Source organism: Rhizobium sp. 32-5/1, assembly GCF_029537235.1.
Taxonomy (GTDB): Bacteria; Pseudomonadota; Alphaproteobacteria; order Rhizobiales; family Rhizobiaceae; genus Pararhizobium.
In genome coordinates, this window is the sequence record NZ_CP120638.1 from 3,473,585 (window position 1) to 3,490,543 (window position 16,959).

The 16,959-nt window shown below is 58.9% G+C and carries 9 protein-coding genes and 4 pseudogenes; 10 read left to right on the top strand and 3 right to left on the bottom strand.

All coding sequences use genetic code 11. From position 1 onward, the window contains the following. Positions 1-4: 4 nt before the first annotated feature. The 8 genes and pseudogenes from P6U16_RS17445 (at position 5) to P6U16_RS17480 (ending at position 9,242) form a co-directional block, all read left to right on the top strand. The gene (locus P6U16_RS17445) at positions 5-556 is read left to right on the top strand and encodes a sarcosine oxidase subunit gamma family protein (protein WP_277701568.1); all 552 of its coding nucleotides are present in this window, start codon (positions 5-7) and stop codon (positions 554-556) included. Positions 557-744: 188 nt separating this feature from the next. Further along, positions 745-3,171, top strand: coding sequence for an FAD-dependent oxidoreductase (locus P6U16_RS17450; RefSeq protein WP_277701569.1), 2,427 nt, complete (start codon positions 745-747; stop codon positions 3,169-3,171). Positions 3,172-3,467: 296 nt separating this feature from the next. After that, positions 3,468-4,370 carry a branched-chain amino acid ABC transporter permease gene (locus tag P6U16_RS17455; RefSeq protein ID WP_277701570.1) on the top strand — a complete coding sequence of 301 codons (903 nt, stop codon included), beginning with the start codon at positions 3,468-3,470 and terminating at the stop codon, positions 4,368-4,370. Positions 4,371-4,374: 4 nt separating this feature from the next. Continuing rightward, positions 4,375-5,943, top strand: coding sequence for a high-affinity branched-chain amino acid ABC transporter permease LivM (gene livM / locus P6U16_RS17460; protein ID WP_277701571.1), 1,569 nt, complete (start codon positions 4,375-4,377; stop codon positions 5,941-5,943). Then, a pseudogene (locus P6U16_RS17465) lies at positions 5,943-6,794 on the top strand (ABC transporter ATP-binding protein); the annotation flags it as partial. The gene livM and the pseudogene P6U16_RS17465, both read left to right, overlap by 1 nt. Before the next feature lie 34 nt (positions 6,795-6,828). Then, positions 6,829-7,554, top strand: a complete 726-nt coding sequence (locus P6U16_RS17470; RefSeq protein ID WP_277701572.1) for an ABC transporter ATP-binding protein — start codon at positions 6,829-6,831, stop codon at positions 7,552-7,554. Between the two features lie 104 nt (positions 7,555-7,658). Beyond that, positions 7,659-8,006, top strand: coding sequence for a DUF6867 family protein (locus tag P6U16_RS17475; protein ID WP_277701573.1), 348 nt, complete (start codon positions 7,659-7,661; stop codon positions 8,004-8,006). Positions 8,007-8,123: 117 nt separating this feature from the next. After that, a complete protein-coding gene (locus P6U16_RS17480; protein ID WP_277701574.1) occupies positions 8,124-9,242 on the top strand; it encodes a branched-chain amino acid ABC transporter substrate-binding protein in 1,119 nt (372 codons plus the stop codon). 134 nt (positions 9,243-9,376) lie between these two features. On the opposite strand, the pseudogene P6U16_RS17485 reads toward P6U16_RS17480, so the two are convergent. Beyond that, positions 9,377-9,791, bottom strand: a pseudogene (locus P6U16_RS17485) (MarR family transcriptional regulator). 309 nt (positions 9,792-10,100) lie between these two features. Here P6U16_RS17485 and P6U16_RS17490 point away from each other — a divergent pair. Further along, positions 10,101-11,041 (top strand): annotated as a pseudogene (locus P6U16_RS17490) (alpha/beta hydrolase). 42 nt (positions 11,042-11,083) lie between these two features. Here P6U16_RS17490 and P6U16_RS17495 read toward each other — a convergent pair. Both P6U16_RS17495 and P6U16_RS17500 read right to left on the bottom strand, forming a co-directional pair. Then, positions 11,084-12,007, bottom strand: a complete 924-nt coding sequence (locus P6U16_RS17495) for a DNA-binding response regulator (RefSeq protein WP_277701575.1) — start codon at positions 12,005-12,007, stop codon at positions 11,084-11,086. Continuing rightward, a pseudogene (locus tag P6U16_RS17500) lies at positions 12,000-15,382 on the bottom strand (ATP-binding protein). Before P6U16_RS17500 ends, P6U16_RS17495 begins: the two are co-directional and overlap by 8 nt. Before the next feature lie 247 nt (positions 15,383-15,629). Between P6U16_RS17500 and urtA the strand changes: the two are divergent. After that, positions 15,630-16,898 carry an urea ABC transporter substrate-binding protein gene (urtA, locus tag P6U16_RS17505; protein ID WP_277703891.1) on the top strand — a complete coding sequence of 423 codons (1,269 nt, stop codon included), beginning with the start codon at positions 15,630-15,632 and terminating at the stop codon, positions 16,896-16,898. The last annotated feature ends 61 nt before the right edge of the window (positions 16,899-16,959 follow it).

Genomic DNA, 16,959 nt, shown 5'->3' on the forward strand with positions numbered 1-16,959 from the left:
GGAAATGGTGCATCAATTCCAGGAACGTCACGCCCTTGAAGAACTGGTCCCGCTGGAGGCGGCAGCTTCTGCCGATCATCTGGCAGTGGTGGTGCGGCAGGCGATTGTGACTGTTCTTGCCGCAGACGGGCATGAGCGGGCCGTCGCGTCCGTGCTTTCCTCCGATGAAGATATTTCGGTGCGCTTTTCGGCGCCGGGCGAGTGGCTGGTGGTATCAGGCGCGCAGACGCCCGAGCTTCTGCATCAGGCCCTGTCGGCACTTCTGGGCGAGACGGCCTATTGTATCGACCAGAGCCATGGCCGCGTGTTGCTGCGTCTCTCCGGACCCAACGCCCGGGCGATCCTTGCCAAGGGTGTTGGTATCGACCTCCACCCTTCCGCGTTTCAGATCGGCCAATCGGCCAATGTCCTGTGCGCCCATATCAGCATCAATCTGGCGCTTGTCGGAGGCGACCAGTTCGAGATCATCGTGATGCGCAGTTTTGCCGAATCCCTGCTGCATGACCTGCGTCAGATGGGCCGTGCCTTTGATCTTTCGGTGTCTTTTTCGCCTTGAGAAAAGAAAGCGTCATGATCTGACGCATTTGCGGCGTTGACGGGGCAGGAAATGGCGGAAATGGGCAAGACCTCTTCGCACAGCTGTCTTTATCCGGTCCGACTTTCCCAATAGGTTTTCGACAGATCGTCCTTTCAGCATCTGAAGGGTGTGCACCGAGATGCGCGCCTGAGAACCGGAGAGTTTCCATGAAGAGCCATACACGTGTCGTCGTCATCGGCGGGGGCGTCGTCGGGTGTTCGATCCTCTATCACCTGACGAAATTCGGCTGGACCGATGTCGTTCTTCTGGAGCGTTCGGAACTCACCTCCGGCTCGACATGGCATGCGGCCGGCGGCATGCACACGATCAATGGCGACCCGAACGTCGCCAAGCTGCAGAAATACACGGTCGAACTCTACAAGGAAATCCAGGAATACTCCGGCCAGGACATCGGCCTGCACATGACCTCCGGCATGATGCTGGCTGCCACGAACGAGCGTTTCGACTGGATGAAGTCGATCCTCGCCAAGGGCCGCTACATGGGTCTCGATGCGCATCTGCTCAGCCCCAAGGAAGCGCATGAGCTGATGCCGCTGCTCGATCCGACACAGTTTGTCGGCGCGGTGTTCGATCCCGTGGAAGGCCATCTCGACCCCTATGGCACGACGCATGCATATGCCAAGTCCGCCAAGAAAAATGGCGCTGACATCTACCTGCACACCAAGGTCGAAGATCTGGTCCAGCTGGAAAACGGCTCGTGGCGGGTCATCACCAACAAGGGCGAGATCATTGCCGAGCATGTCGTCAATGCCGCCGGCCTCTGGGCCCGCGAAGTCGGACGCATGACCGGGCTTGAGCTGCCGGTCCTGGCGATGGAGCATATGTACCTGATCACCGAGGACATGCCCGAGGTTATCGAGTTCAACAAGACGACCGGCAAGGAATTGATGCACTGCGTCGATTTCGACGGGGAAATCTACCTGCGCCAGGAACGCAACGGCATGCTGATGGGCACGTACGAAAAGGCTTGCCGGCCGTGGTCGCCGCTGACGACGCCGTGGGATTTCGGCCATGAGCTTCTCGCCGAAGATATCGAGCGCATCACGCCCGAGCTGGAGGTCGGGTTCCGTCATTTCCCGGCCTTCAACAATGCCGGCATCAAGAAGATCATCAACGGCCCCTTCACCTTCTCGCCTGATGGCAACCCGTTGGTCGGACCGGTGCGCGGGCTCACCAATTACTGGTCGGCCTGCGCCGTCATGGCCGGCTTCAGCCAGGGCGGCGGCGTTGGTCTGGCGCTCGCCAACTGGATCATCGAGGGCGATCCGGGCTTCGACGTGTTTGCCATGGACGTGTCGCGCTACGGCGATTTCGCAACGCTCGGCTATACCAATGCCAAGGTGCGCGAAAACTATTCGCGCCGTTTCTCGATCCGTTATCCCAACGAGGAACTGCCGGGCGCGCGCCCGTTCCTGACCACGCCGATCTACGATAAGCTGAAGGAGGCCGGCGCGATCTTCGGTGCTTCCTATGGTCTGGAAGCGCCGCTCTGGTTTGCCCCCAAGGGCGAGGAAGACAAGTTTTCCTGGCGCCGTTCCAACGATTTCGACGTTGTCGGCGCCGAGGCGAAAGCCGTGCGCGACAGCGTTGGGCTGATGGAGACCTCGGGCTTTGCCAAATATGCGATCACCGGCAAGGGCGCCGAAGCCTGGCTCGACCGCATGCTGACCTGCCGCATGCCTGCAACCGGACGCATGGCTTTGGCGCCGATGCTGAAGGACGACGGCAAGCTGATCGGTGATTTCACGCTTGCGAAATTGGCCGAGGGTGATTTCCTGTTGATCGGCTCGGGCATTGCCGAGGAGTATCACATGCGCTGGTTCGAGAGCCACCTGCCTGACGATGGCTCCGTGACGATACGCGCCATCAATCTCGGCCTTGTCGGCCTTTCGATTGCAGGTCCGAACGCCCGCGCGGTCATGGCAAAACTCACCCATCTCGATATGTCGGATGCGGGTTTCCCGTTCATGGATATCCGTCGCATGGATCTGAAAATGGCGCCGGCGATCGTCGGGCGCGTCAGCTATACCGGCGATCTCGGTTATGAAATCTGGATGAAGCCGGAATATCAGCGCTACATCTACGATCTGCTGATGGAGGCGGGCGCCGAGTTCGATATCCGGCTGTTCGGGCTTCGCGCGCTCAATGCGCTGCGCGTCGAAAAATCCTTCGGCAGCTGGTCGCGCGAATTCCGGCCGCTCTACGGACCCTATGAGGCGGGGCTCGGTCGATTCGTTGCTCTGTCCAAAGACGCGGAATTTATCGGTAAGGCTGCGGCAACGAAGGAAAGCGCAGACGGCGGCATGCTCAGGCTGCGCACCTTCATCATCGAGGCCAAGGATGCAGACGTCATCGGCGACGAGCCGATTTTTCTGAATGGCGAAGTACGCGGCTGGGTCACCTCCGGCGGTTTTGCCCATGCCTCCGGGGTTTCGGTCGCCATCGGCTATGTGCCGAAGGAAATCGCCGACGAGGCCGGAGACTGGTCGATCGAACTGCTGGGCGAAATTTTGCCGGCCCGATTGCAACCGCAGGCGCTTTTCGACGCCAACGGATCGCGTATGCGATCGTAGGTCAGAGCAGGTGATTTTGCGACTTTTGCCCGAAATGACACCTATCGGTCAAATCTTCGGTGCTCCGTAGAATTCACGGTTGGGCGCTTAAAACGCGACTGCAAACTGCTTCTTTTTTGGTTTATTGGCTCTTAAAGCGTCAAATTCACTAAAGATTCAAAGATTCTCCGGAAAGCGCCATTTTACGCTTCACTTTTATTCCGAAAGCATTATGGAATCCCCCTATCGAAAGGGCTCGCAAAGAGCCTGCAAAACAAGAGGTCTGACCCCAAGGGGATCAGGCCCGGGGGATAAATATGGAGTATTTTGTCCAGCAGGTCGTCAATGGCCTGACGCTTGGCTCAATCTATGGTTTGATCGCCATTGGCTATACAATGGTTTACGGCATCATCGGCATGGTCAATTTCGCCCACGGCGATATTTTCATGCTCGGTGGCTTCGCAGCGTTGATCGTTTATCTGCTGCTCGTGTCGCTCTTTGGCGGCGTTCCGATTGCGCTGGCGCTTCTCATCATGATCCTGGTTGCGATGGTGATGACCGGTCTCTGGAACTGGGTGATCGAAAAGATGGCCTATCGGCCGTTGCGCGGTTCCTTCCGGCTTGCACCGCTGATCACTGCCATCGGCATGTCGATTGCCCTGTCCAACTTCATCCAGGTGACCCAGGGTCCGCGCAACAAACCGATCCCCTCCATGGTTTCCTCGGTTTATGAAGTCTTCGGCATCTCGATTTCGCTGAAGCAGATCATCATCGTGGTCGTGACCGCGGTTCTGCTGACGATCTTCTGGTACATCGTCAATCACACGCCGCTTGGTCGCGCCCAGCGCGCTACCGAGCAGGATCGCAAGATGGCGGCACTGCTCGGCATCGATGTCGACAAGACCATCTCGATCACCTTCGTCATGGGCGCAGCCCTTGCGGCTGTCGCGGGCACCATGTACCTGATGTATTACGGTGTTATCGTCTTTACCGATGGCTTCACGCCAGGCGTCAAGGCGTTCACGGCGGCCGTTCTCGGCGGTATCGGTTCGCTTCCGGGTGCTGTTCTCGGCGGATTGATGATCGGTCTGATCGAGAGCTTGTATTCGGCCTATTTCACGATCGACTACAAGGATGTCGCGACATTCTCGATCCTCGCCATCGTGCTGATCTTCAAGCCGTCCGGTATCCTTGGACGTCCGGAAGTCGAGAAGGTATAAACCCATGGCAAACACGACTTCCACACCCGCAGGCGCCGATGACAATCTGATGGCGCGGGCCCTGCGCGAGGCTTTTTATGCCGCGCTTGTCGCGCTCGGCCTGTTCGTCCTGTTCGTCGGCCTGAAGACCGACCAGAATATCCTGAACGAACTCATTCTCGTTCAGCGCTGGGGACTGCTCGCGATTTTCGTCGCCATCGCCGCCGTCGGCCGCTTCCTGGCGGTTGCCTATATCAGGCCGTTTTTCGCTCGCCAGAAGGTGACGAATGCCATAACCGGCCTTCTTCCCGACAGTGTTGCCACGCGGTTCTTTCGGACGCCGATGGTCATCGCGGCGGCTGTCGTGGCCATTGTGCTGATGTTTGCCGGCGAAACAATCGCGGCGGCTGTGCCGGTGTCGCTTGCTCCCTGGGTCACGATGATCCGGGCGATGTCGATCATTTATGTTCTGGCGTTTGGTTTCTTCTATTTCCGTGCCTACATCGCCGCGCATTTCAACATGCTCGCGATCATTGCCCTGATCATCTATCCGCCTGTCATGGTGTATTTCTTCGGCTTCCAGGGGTCGCTGAAATGGGTCGATAACTTTGGGATCCAGATCCTCATCTATGTCATGCTCGCCTGGGGCCTGAATATCGTCGTCGGTCTCGCCGGTCTTCTCGATCTCGGCTACGTCGCCTTCTATGCCGTTGGGGCCTATTCCTACGCGCTTCTGTCGTCCTATCTGGGTCTATCGTTCTGGGTTCTTCTGCCGCTGGCGGGCATTCTGGCCGCCCTATGGGGCATCGTTCTCGGTTTCCCGGTCCTTCGCCTGAAGGGTGATTATCTGGCGATCGTGACGCTCGCTTTCGGCGAAATCATCCGTCTCGTTCTGATCAACTGGACGGAAGTGACCAAGGGTACCTTCGGGATCTCGGGCATTGCCAAGGCCTCGGTTTTCGGCATCTGGTCATTCGATGTCAGCGCACCGAACAACTTCGCCAAGGTCTTCGAATTGCCGATGTCGTCGGCTTATTACAAGATCTTCCTCTTCTATCTGGCGCTCGCGCTCTGCATGCTGACGGCTTATGTCACTGTGCGTCTGCGTCGCATGCCGATCGGCCGTGCTTGGGAAGCGCTGCGCGAGGATGAAATCGCCTGCCGGTCGCTTGGGATCAATACGGTCACAACCAAGCTGACGGCCTTTGCAACGGGCGCTATGTTCGGCGGTTTCGCCGGCTCGTTCTTCGCGGTCCGCCAGGGCTTCGTATCGCCGGAAAGCTTCGTCTTCCTTGAATCCGCAATCATCCTTGCCATTGTTGTTCTCGGCGGCATGGGTTCGCTGGTCGGTATCGCCATTGCGGCGACTGTCATGATCGGCGGCACCGAACTGCTGCGCGAAATGACGATCCTGAAGCAGGTCTTCGGGCCTGACTTCACGCCGGAACTTTACCGCATGCTGATTTTCGGTCTGGCAATGATCGTGGTCATGGTCTGGAAGCCCCGCGGCTTTGTCGGATCACGCGAACCCACGGCATTCCTGCGCGAAAGCAAGAGTGTATCCGGTAGTTTCACCAAGGAAGGTCACGGTTGATGACGACCGGAGTGAATATGATGACAAAAGATCCCATTCTCAAAGTCGAACACCTGTCGATGCGCTTCGGCGGCCTGATGGCCATCAACGATCTCTCGTTCGAAGCCTATCGTGGTGACATCACGGCGCTCATCGGCCCGAACGGTGCCGGCAAGACGACCGTTTTCAACTGCATCACCGGCTTCTACAAGCCGACGATGGGCTTGATCACCATGCGCCAGAAGGCCGGCAAGGAATTCCTTCTGGAGCGCATGTCGGATTTCGAAGTAACGCGCGACGCCAAGGTCGCCCGCACCTTTCAGAATATCCGGTTGTTCTCGGGCCTCACGGTTCTGGAGAACCTGCTGGTTGCGCAACACAACAAGCTGATGCTGGCCTCGGGTTACACGATCCTCGGTTTGCTTGGCTTCCCCGCCTACAAGCGGGCATCGCTGGAATCGATCGAACAGGCCAAATATTGGCTGGATAAGGCGAACCTTACCGATCGCGCCGACGATCCGGCCGGTGATCTGCCCTACGGTGCGCAACGACGCCTGGAAATCGCCCGTGCGATGTGCACGGGTCCGGAATTCCTCTGCCTCGATGAGCCGGCGGCCGGTCTCAACCCGCGCGAATCGCTGACACTCAACGAGTTGCTGCGCAGCATCCGCAACGACACCGCGACCTCCATCCTGCTGATCGAGCATGATATGTCCGTGGTCATGGAAATTTCCGACCACGTCGTCGTGCTGGAATACGGACAGAAGATTTCGGATGGCAATCCGGAGCATGTAAAGAACGATCCGAAGGTTATCGCCGCCTATCTCGGGGTCGAAGACGATGAGGTAGAGGAAGTGATCGAAGAGATCGAAGTCATCGCGGAAACCGCGCCGGGGGCACGCACTGATGAGCGAGACCCTTCTTCATGTCCAGAACGTCGAGACGTATTACGGCAATATTCGTGCGCTGGCCGGCGTCGAAGTCGATGTCAAGAGTGGCGAGATCGTCTGCATGATCGGCGCCAACGGCGCCGGCAAATCGACGCTGATGATGACGATTTGCGGCAGCCCGCAGGCGCGTACCGGTTCGGTCATCTTCGATGGTCAAGACATCACGCGGATGCCGACGCACGAGATCGCCCGATTGCGCATTGCCCAGTCCCCGGAAGGTCGCCGCATTTTTCCGCGGATGACCGTCTACGAAAACCTTCAGATGGGCGCTAGCCTCGACAATCTGAAGTATTTCAACGAGGACGTCGAAAAGATCTTCACCCTTTTCCCCCGCCTGAAGGAACGTCAGGCGCAGCGCGGCGGAACGCTTTCGGGCGGGGAGCAGCAGATGCTGTCCATCGGCCGTGCATTGATGGCACGTCCGAAGCTCCTGCTGCTCGACGAGCCGTCGCTCGGTCTTGCGCCGCTGATCGTCAAGCAGATCTTCGAGGCGATCAAGGTCCTGAACAAGGAACAGGGCTTGACGGTCTTCCTTGTCGAGCAGAACGCCTTTGCGGCCCTCAAGCTGTCCGATCGTGGCTATGTCATGGTCAATGGCAAGGTGACGATGAGCGGAACCGGCAAGGAACTTCTGGCCAACCCGGAAGTGCGGGCGGCCTATCTCGAAGGCGGCCATCATTGATCGCGAGATTGTTCGCTGCGGCCTTGGGGGCGCTGCGGGCAACGGAACGAAATCGATATTCGGCGTGCCTGACGTTCTGCGGGCCGCTTTGAGGGAGAGACGGGATGCAAGGCATTCTTTTTGAAGAACCGACGATCTTGGAGTTCGCCTTCGTCACCGTGGTGATGGGTGGCTGGACCGCATGGCGCACGGGAAAGAGCGCTGCGGAAGGCTGGAGCGGCTACGGCACGCTGGTGATTTACACGCTGCTGCTCGGTGTCGCCATTCGCTTCATCCACCATGCGCTTTTCAACGGCAGCATGCTGACTTTGCAGTTCTATACCGTGGACACGGTGATCCTTTTGCTGTTTGCTACGGCCGGTTATCGCTATTACCGTACGAAGCAGATGACCAATAATTACTACTGGCTTTACGAGAAGGCCTCGCCCTTCTCCTGGAAGGCCAAACAATAGAGGAATCCCGCATCGGCGTTGCAAAACGTCGCTGACGGATAAAAACACCGGCGCGATTATGGTGGGTATCGCGACCGGTTTTAAAACGACACCCGCCCAATTTTTGGGAGTAACAAGATGAAAAAGTCACTTTTGTCAGCTGTTGCGCTGACTGCAATGGTCGCTTTCAGCGGCACTGCATGGGCTGATCTGCTGGTTGGTGTTGCTGGTCCGTTGACAGGTCCGAACGCAGCTTTCGGCGCGCAGCTCCAGAAGGGTGCTGAGCAGGCCGCGGCTGACATCAATGCTGCCGGTGGCATCAATGGCGAGCAGATCAAGATTGTGCTCGGCGACGACGTGTCCGACCCGAAGCAGGGTGTTTCCGTTGCCAACAAGTTCGTTGCTGACGGCGTGAAGTTCGTTATCGGTCACTTCAACTCGGGCGTTTCGATCCCGGCTTCGGAAGTTTACGCTGAAAACGGAATCATGCAGATCACCCCTGCATCGACCAACCCGACCTTCACTGAGCGGGGCCTCTGGAACACGTTCCGTACCTGCGGCCGTGACGACCAGCAGGGCGCCGTTGCAGGTGCCTACATTGCTGCAAACTTCAAGGACGCCAAGGTTGCCGTCGTTCACGACAAGACACCTTACGGCCAGGGCCTCGCTGACCTGACCAAGGCTGCCATGAACGAAGCCGGTGTTACCGAGGCTGTTTACGAAGGCATCACCGCAGGTGACAAGGACTTCTCGGCCCTGATCGCCAAGATGAAGGAAGCCGGCGTTTCCGTCGTTTATTACGGCGGTCTGCACACCGAATTCGGTCTGATCGAGCGCCAGGCTGCCGACCAGGGCCTGAAGGCAACCTTCATGTCCGGCGACGGCATCGTTTCGAACGAACTCGCTTCGATCGCAGGCGACGCAGTTGACGGCACGCTGATGACGTTCGCTCCGGATCCACGCAAAAACCCGTCTGCTACGGAACTCGTTGAAAAGTTCCGCGCTGCCGGCTTCGAGCCTGAAGCTTACACGCTCTACTCCTATGCTGCCCTGCAGATCATCGCAGAAGCTGCAAAGACAGCTGGCGGTAACGACCCGCAGGCTGTTGCCGAGAACGTCAAGGGCAAGGGTCCGTTCAAGACCGTCATCGGCGAACTCAGCTATGACGACAAGGGCGACATCACCCGTCCGGACTACGTCATGTACACCTGGAAGAAGGGTGACGACGGCAAGTACACCTACTTCCAGAACGAGTAGTCTTGAAGGTTTCGGTTTGATCCGAAAACTTATGATCTCAGGATCGCGAAAGCCCGGGCATGTCCCGGGCTTTTTGCGTGGGGGCGACCGGTGCCTCGTGGCGTTCGCCGCGCGTCCAGGCTTTGTCCATAAGATCAGCGCAGCATTGCATCCCGCACTTTCGCGAGATCGCGCTTCAGCGTTTGCAACGCTTCCTCCGTCAGGCCGGTTGCCTCCAGGATTGCCGACGGCACGGATTTGGCTTTTGCTTCGAGACTGCGGCCGCTCTGCGTGAGTTGAATCCGCACCTGCCGTTCGTCTTTGACGTCTCTCACGCGGCGCAGATGCCGCATGGTTTCCAGGCGTTTCAGAAGGGGGTCAGCGTGCTGGACTCCAGAAAAGCTTCTCGCCAAGGCTGCCGACGGTCTGGTCATCCTTTTGCCAGAGGGCCACCATCGCCAGGTATTGCGGATAGGTGAGTTCAAGAGCATCCAGCAGCGGCTTGTAGATGCGGTTAAAGGCATGGTTTGCGGAATAGATCGTAAAGCACAGGAAATCATCAAGTCGCATCGGATTGTTAGCGTCTGCTTCAGTTTTGCTCATAACGATAGTCCTCCATCATTTCCTCTAAAATAATCGTGCACGATTTAATCGCAAGGGCTTGACGTCGAAAATCTTCGCATATATGTATATTGCACGATCTAATCGTAAGCGATTAAAAGCCGAGCTGGTTTTTTGGGTATTTAAGTCGCTTGCGATCTAATCGCTAAATATATAAAACCGACTGCGCCATTCGAAGAGGGGTTGCAGGTTTTGGAAAAGGAGACTGAAATGGCTCACCGCGCGTCGACATCCAACATCACCCTGTCTCGCCGCAATATGCTGCTCACCGGTATCGGCGTTGCGGCTGCAGTCGGACTGCCCACCACTGCTGCAGCGACTTCAGCACAGGCATCTTCAACCTCGACATCTGTAACAGAAGGAAAAAGGTTATGGCAAGCAAGATCGTTACCAAGGACGGCGTTGAAATCTATTACAAGGACTGGGGTACCGGCCAGCCGGTCGTCCTTAGCCATGGCTGGCCGCTGAGCTCCGACAGCTGGGAAGCGCAGGCTTTCCATTTGGCATCGAACGGCTTCCGCGTCGTCACCCATGACCGGCGCGGCCATGGCCGCTCCAGCCAGCCCTGGGACGGCAATGACATGGATCATTATGCCGACGATCTCGCCGCCGTCATCGAGGCGCTCGATCTGAAGAATGTCATCCTGATGGGCTTTTCCACGGGTGGCGGCGAAGTCGCCCGCTACATCGGTCGCCACGGCACGTCGCGCATCGCCAAGGCCGGCCTGATCTCTGCCGTTCCGCCGCTGATGCTGAAGACTGAAGCCAATCCGGGTGGCCTGCCGATCGAAGTCTTCGATGGTATCCGCGCCGGCAGCCTTGCTGATCGCTCCAAGCTCTATCGCGATATCGCCAGCGGTCCGTTCTTCGGCTTCAACCGTCCCGGCGCCAAGGTATCCCAGGGTATGATCGATAGCTTCTGGCTGCAGGGCATGATGTCGGGCCACAAGAATGCCTACGACTCGATCAAGGCCTTCTCCGAGACCGACTTCACCGAAGATCTGAAGAAGTTCGACGTCCCGACCCTGATCGTGCATGGCGACGACGACCAGATCGTGCCGATTGCTGCTGCCGCACACGCCTCCAAGAAGCTGGTGCCGCATGCCGAACTGAAGGTCTATCCGGGCGCACCGCACGGTCTGGCCGATACGCACAAGGATCAGCTGAACGCCGATATCCTTGCTTTCGCAAAGGCTTGATAGAACGAAACCGGGCTGCGCTTTATCACGCAGCCCGGTTTTCTATTCCTGGTGCAGGACATTCGCCGCCTTGACGGCGGCGGAAGCGCGGTTTTCCACGCCGAGCTTCACGTATATCTGCTCCAGATGCTTGTTCACCGTGCGGGCACTTAGGCCCAAAATCTCCCCGATATCGCGGTTCGATTTGCCCTTCCCGATCCACAGCAGCACCTGGGCTTCGCGCACCGTCAGCGAAAAACTCTGCCGCAGGATCTCGTCGTCGCTCGTCTGGCTGACGCCGGTGAGCCTGAACAGGAACTCATCGCCGCCGATGGCTCCCAGAAAAGCAAGCTGCAGCACCGGCTGGCCGTTCTGTTGGATCATCAGGGCGGCATTTTTCGAGGCACCTGGCCTGTCGCGTTCCGCCATCCATTGCTGGATATGCCCGGCCAGCGTGTCGAGGCCATCGTCGCGACCGGTTGCGGCGTTGACGAGCCGCGTCGCCTGCGGCGTCGACCATTGGATCGTGCCGTTGCCACGCACTGCCAGCAGATGCCGGCCGGCAGCGTCGAGCGCCACCCGTGCACTCTGCGCCGAGCGCGCATTGGCAAGATGCACCCGGATCCGGGCCCGCAGTTCGTCAATGTTGATCGGTTTCGACAGATAATCGACACCGCCCGATTCCAGCGCGTGAATGATGTGTTCGGTCTCGGTCAGGCCGGTCATGAAGATTACCGGGACCTGCGCCACGCCGGGATTGGTCTTCAGCGTCCGGCAGGTGTCGAAACCATCCATGCCGGGCATGACCGCATCCATGAGGATGACGTCGGGCGTGATCCGATCGACGACATTGATTGCTGCCTTGCCGGAGGTTGCGATCAGCACGGAAAATCCGGACTGCTCCAGTGCATCCGTGAGGAAGCCCAGCGTTTCCGGACTGTCATCGACGATCAGCACGATATCGCGCGGGTGGGCAGTCTCATTCACCGGCTGGCCTCCCTTGTTTGTTGATGTTCTGCAGGAAGTCCGCATAGCCGGCCAGGTCGAAAGCCTGCACATAGGTCTTCACCGCTTCGGTAAAGGGCTGGTTTTCTTCCGATTTGGCAAGATCTGCAAGCTTTGCCTCGATGCCGCGCACATAGCCGATTTCGCCGAGCCGGATCAACTCCTCGACATGCGCGACGCCGGGTGTGCGGATCTCGCCGGACGGCTTTTCCGGCGGCGTGGGTAGGGCGTCGCTGTAAATCCATTCCAGCTCCAGATGCACGGCGAGCTTGTCCTGCAACTGTCTGATGTCGAAGGGTTTCGTCAGCGTGTCGTTGTGGCCCGTGCGCGTGTCTGTCGTCGTCCCATCCCCGATATTGGCTGAGAGCATGATGATCGGCGCGACCTGCTCCTGTTCGCGCAGGCGCGTCACCAGCTGCCAGCCATTCATGCCTGGCATGGAAATATCGATGAGGAAGAGATCCGGCCGCACACCTTCGATTAGCGTCAGGCATTCCGTGCCGCCGGCCGCCGTCAACACGACGAAATCGAGCGGCATCAGCACTTCGCGCATCAGCTCGCGGTGATCCTCGTTGTCATCGACGACGACGATCGTGCGCCGCGGGCCACTATGGCCGGCGATCTTACGCACCGAGGGCAGGGGAATGCTCGGCCTGTCGATGGCCGACAGCATCAGCCGCACCCTGAAGGTCGAGCCCTGGTCACGGATGCTGGTCACCGAGATTTCGCCGCCGAGCGTTTCGGTCAAAAGCCGCGTGATCGTCAGTCCGAGCCCCAGCCCCGGCATCGGCCGGATATGCTCGGCCTCCCCCGCTGGAAGGGTTCGAAAATCCGCGGCAGGTCCGTTTCCGATATGCCGCGGCCGGTGTCCGATATGGTGAAGGTAGCAACCTGGCTGCGATAGGCAACATCGAAGCGGATGGTGCCCGTATCGGTGAACTTGATGGCGTTGGAGAGAAGGTTGACGAGGATCTGCCGCAGCCGCTTTTCGTCGGTTCGCACATATTGCGGCAGGCTTGGTGCGCGGACATGGTCAAAGATCAGCCCTTTGGCTTGCGCCTGCGGTCTGAACATATCGGCTATCTGGTCGAGGAAATCCTGGATGTTGATCTCGTTCGAATAGACCTGCAGCCGGCCGGCCTCGATCTTGGAAATATCGAGCAGGCCGTCGATCAGCCCGGATAGATGGTCGGCGCTGCGTTTGATCACCTTGATCGCCGACTGGCGCGGGGCCGGAATGGTCTCATCGCGCTCCAAAATCTGGGCATAGCCGAGCACGGCATTGAGCGGGGTGCGCAGTTCGTGGCTCAAGCCCACGACATAGCGGCTTTTCGCCCGGTTGGCGGCTTCCGCCGTTTCCTTGGCGTATTGCAAGGCGGCGTCGGTCTTCTTGTGAGCCGCGATTTCCTTGAGCAGCAGGGTGTTCTGCCGCGAGGATTCTTCCTCCGCCACCAGCCGGCTGTCATGGGCGAGAACATAGAACCAGCAGACGACGCCGGTGACCACCGAAAACACGAAGAACACGACGACAGCGGTGCGGTTGATCACCTCCGCGGTTTCAGGGGATGCGGTGCCGGTCTGGTGCGCGATCATGGCAAGGATGACGCCGATGCCGGTGACTGCCAGCACCACGGCGATGCCGTAGCGGCCGAGCCGGGTCGCGAGTTTTTCCGTGACGATCTGCGGAAGCACGGTCTTTGCGACCACGGCCGCCTGAGCATTGAAGCGCGCATGCGGCTTGCACATGTCGTGGCAGCGGCTGTCGAGCGAACAGCACAGCGAGCAGATCGGCGCGGAATAGGCCGGGCACCAGGCCATGTCCTCCGGCTCGAAGGGATGTTCGCAGATCGAGCAGGTGACGGTCGAGAGTTTTCGCCAGCTCTGCCGCGGCTTGCGGGCGAGGTAGTATTTGCCCTTGGTGCCCCAGGCGATGGTCGGCGAGGCGATAAAGGCCGTTACCAGTGCGATATAGGGTGCGAGCGAAGCCGCCATGGCGCCGAAAGCGCCGAAATGCGCGAAGAGGGCGACGGCGGCTGAAATCGTCATGGCCCCGATGCCGACCGGATTGATATCGTAAAGATGCGCCCGCTTGAACTCGATGCCGGGTGGGGCAAGCCCCAGCGGCTTGTTGATGAATAGGTCGGCCGAGATCGTGCACAGCCAGGACATTGCGATGATCGAGAAAATGCCGAGCGTCTCTTCGAGTAGCTTGTAGATACCGAGTTCCATTAACAAGAGCGCGATCGCCACGTTGAACATCAGCCAGACGACGCGGCCGGGGTGGCTGTGTGTCAGGCGGGAGAAGAAGTTCGACCAGGCGAGCGAGCCCGCATAGGCGTTCATGACGTTGATCTTGAGCTGCGAAACGACGACGAAGGCGACCATCAGAAGCAGCGTCGCCTCCGGCCAGGGGATCATGTAGCCGAAGGCCGTGAGGTACATATGGGCCGGATCGGCGGCGTCCTCGACCGGAACCCCGGCGCTCAGGCACAGCACCACCAGGAAGGATCCGGCGAGCAGCTTCGGCGCACCGACGATCACCCAGCCGGCACCGGCGAGAAACACCGCAAACCGGTGCCTGAGCTTGCTCTGGCCCTCGGGTGGCAGGAAGCGCAGAAAGTCCACCTGTTCGCCGATCTGCGCCATCAGCGCAAGAATGACGGCCGAGGCGGCGCCGAACTCGGCAAGCGAGAAGGAAGCGAGCTGGCCAGGTGCCGCTGCCTTGTTGGCGCCTTCGAAGGCGAGCCAGAGGTCGAACTTGCTCCAGTCGGCCAGCGCGATGAAGATGAAGGGCAGGATGTTCAGGATGATCCAGAAGGGCTGGGTCATGATCTGGAACCGGCTGATCAGCCGCACGCCATGCGTCACCAGCGGGATCACCATCACGGCGCTGATAATGTAGCCGATCCACAGCGGTATGCCGAGCGCCAGCTCGAGTGCTGCCGACATGATCGAGGCTTCGATGGCAAACAGCATGAAGGTGAACGAGGCATAGATCAGCGAGGTGATGGTCGAACCGATATAGCCGAAACTTGCACCGCGGGTCAGGAGGTCGATGTCGACGCCGTGGCGAATGGCATAGCGGCTGATCGGAATGCCGACGCCGAGCATGACGGCGCTGGCAACGAGGATGGCGATAATGGCATTGGTCGTGCCGTAGGAGAGCGTGATCGCCCCGCCGATCGCCTCCAGCGCCAGGAAGGAAATCGCCCCGATTGCGGTCTGCGAGATGCGCTGCGAGGAGAATTGCCGGGCACTCTTGGCCGTAAACCGCAGCGCATAGTCTTCCAGCGTCTGGTTGGCGACCCAGCGATTATACTCGCGCCGGACCGGAATGATGCGCTGGCGTGCTGTCATCGGCTGCGTGCGTTTCCCGTTTGAACGACTGTCGGATGGCCCTTTGAAGGCTGCTGCTCGGTCCTAGCATAGAAACGCATGGGCATTAAGTATACCGCATTGCACACTTGCCCACCCTCCCTACGTCAATTGACGTATACAGCTTTCAGGAGCCCCGACGGATAGTTCCTTTACGAACGGTAAATGTCTCCCAGGAGCCGTCGTCAAAGAACGAGAGGGGTTCACAATGAAATTCAAATCCCATGTCATGGGCGCGTTTCTGGCCGGTGCGATGGCCACGACCGCATTTTCGAGCGTCTATGCTGCCGACGACACGATCAAGGTCGGCATCCTGCATTCGCTTTCCGGCACGATGGCCATCTCCGAGACCACGCTCAAGGATGCCATGCTGATGCTCATCGAGGATCAGAACAAGAAGGGCGGTCTGCTCGGCAAGAAGCTCGAAGCCGTCGTCGTCGATCCGGCCTCCGACTGGCCGCTGTTTGCTGAAAAGGCCCGCGAGCTGATTTCCGTCAACAAGGTTTCCGCCGTGTTCGGTTGCTGGACCTCGTCGTCGCGCAAATCCGTCTTGCCTGTTTTCGAAGAGCTCAACTCGCTGCTCTTCTACCCGGTACAGTACGAGGGTGAAGAATCCTCGCGCAACATCTTCTACACCGGTGCTGCGCCGAACCAGCAGGCCATTCCGGCCGTCGACTACCTGATGGAAACGGAAGGCGTCGAGCGCTTCGTTCTCGAAGGCACCGACTATGTCTATCCGCGCACGACCAACAAGATCCTTGAGGCCTACCTGATCGCAAAGGGCATCCCGAAAGAGGATATCCTGATCAACTACACGCCGTTCGGTTTCTCCGACTGGCAGACGGAAGTTGCCAAGATCAAGGAATTCGGCTCCGCCGGCAAGAAGACGGCCGTCGTCTCGACGATCAACGGCGATGCCAACGTGCCGTTCTACAAAGAACTCGGTAACAAGGGCATCAAGGCGACCGACATTCCGGTCATCGCCTTCTCGGTCGGCGAAGAAGAGCTTGCCGGTCTCGATACCAAGCCGCTCGTCGGTCACCTCGCTGCCTGGAACTATTTCCAGTCGGTCGATGCGCCTGCCAATGCCGAGTTCATCGAGCAGTGGCATGCCTACACGAAGAACGACAAGCGCGTGACCAACGACCCGATGGAAGCCGCCTATATCGGCTTCAAGGCCTGGGTATCGGCTGTCGAAGCTGCCGGCACGACCGACACGGATGCCGTGCTCGACACGATCATCGGCACCACCGTTCCGAACCTTTCGGGCGGCTACGCCACCGTCATGCCGAACCACCACATCACCAAGCCGGTGCTGATCGGTGAAATCCAGGAAGACGGCCAGTTCGAAATCGTCCAGCAGACGCCTGCCGTCGTCGGTGACGAATGGTCCGACTATCTGCCCGACTCCAAGGATCTGATCTCCGACTGGCGCAAGCCAATGTCTTGCGGCAACTTCAACGTTGCCACCGGCAAGTGCGGCGGCAAGGGTTCCTGAAATAGGGGTTCCTGATTTCATCAAGGTCAGCATATTCGGGTGACGGTTTCGACCGTCACTC

Excerpts from the sequence above, each read along its gene's own strand:
- P6U16_RS17445 (WP_277701568.1), top strand. The coding sequence starts at position 5 with ATGGTGCATCAATTCCAGGAACGTCACGCCCTTGAAGAACTGGTCCCG.
- P6U16_RS17450 (WP_277701569.1), top strand. The coding sequence starts at position 745 with ATGAAGAGCCATACACGTGTCGTCGTCATCGGCGGGGGCGTCGTCGGG.
- P6U16_RS17455 (WP_277701570.1), top strand. The coding sequence starts at position 3,468 with ATGGAGTATTTTGTCCAGCAGGTCGTCAATGGCCTGACGCTTGGCTCA.
- livM (WP_277701571.1), top strand. The coding sequence starts at position 4,375 with ATGGCAAACACGACTTCCACACCCGCAGGCGCCGATGACAATCTGATG.
- P6U16_RS17470 (WP_277701572.1), top strand. The coding sequence starts at position 6,829 with ATGAGCGAGACCCTTCTTCATGTCCAGAACGTCGAGACGTATTACGGC.
- P6U16_RS17475 (WP_277701573.1), top strand. The coding sequence starts at position 7,659 with ATGCAAGGCATTCTTTTTGAAGAACCGACGATCTTGGAGTTCGCCTTC.
- P6U16_RS17480 (WP_277701574.1), top strand. The coding sequence starts at position 8,124 with ATGAAAAAGTCACTTTTGTCAGCTGTTGCGCTGACTGCAATGGTCGCT.
- urtA (WP_277703891.1), top strand. The coding sequence starts at position 15,630 with ATGGGCGCGTTTCTGGCCGGTGCGATGGCCACGACCGCATTTTCGAGC.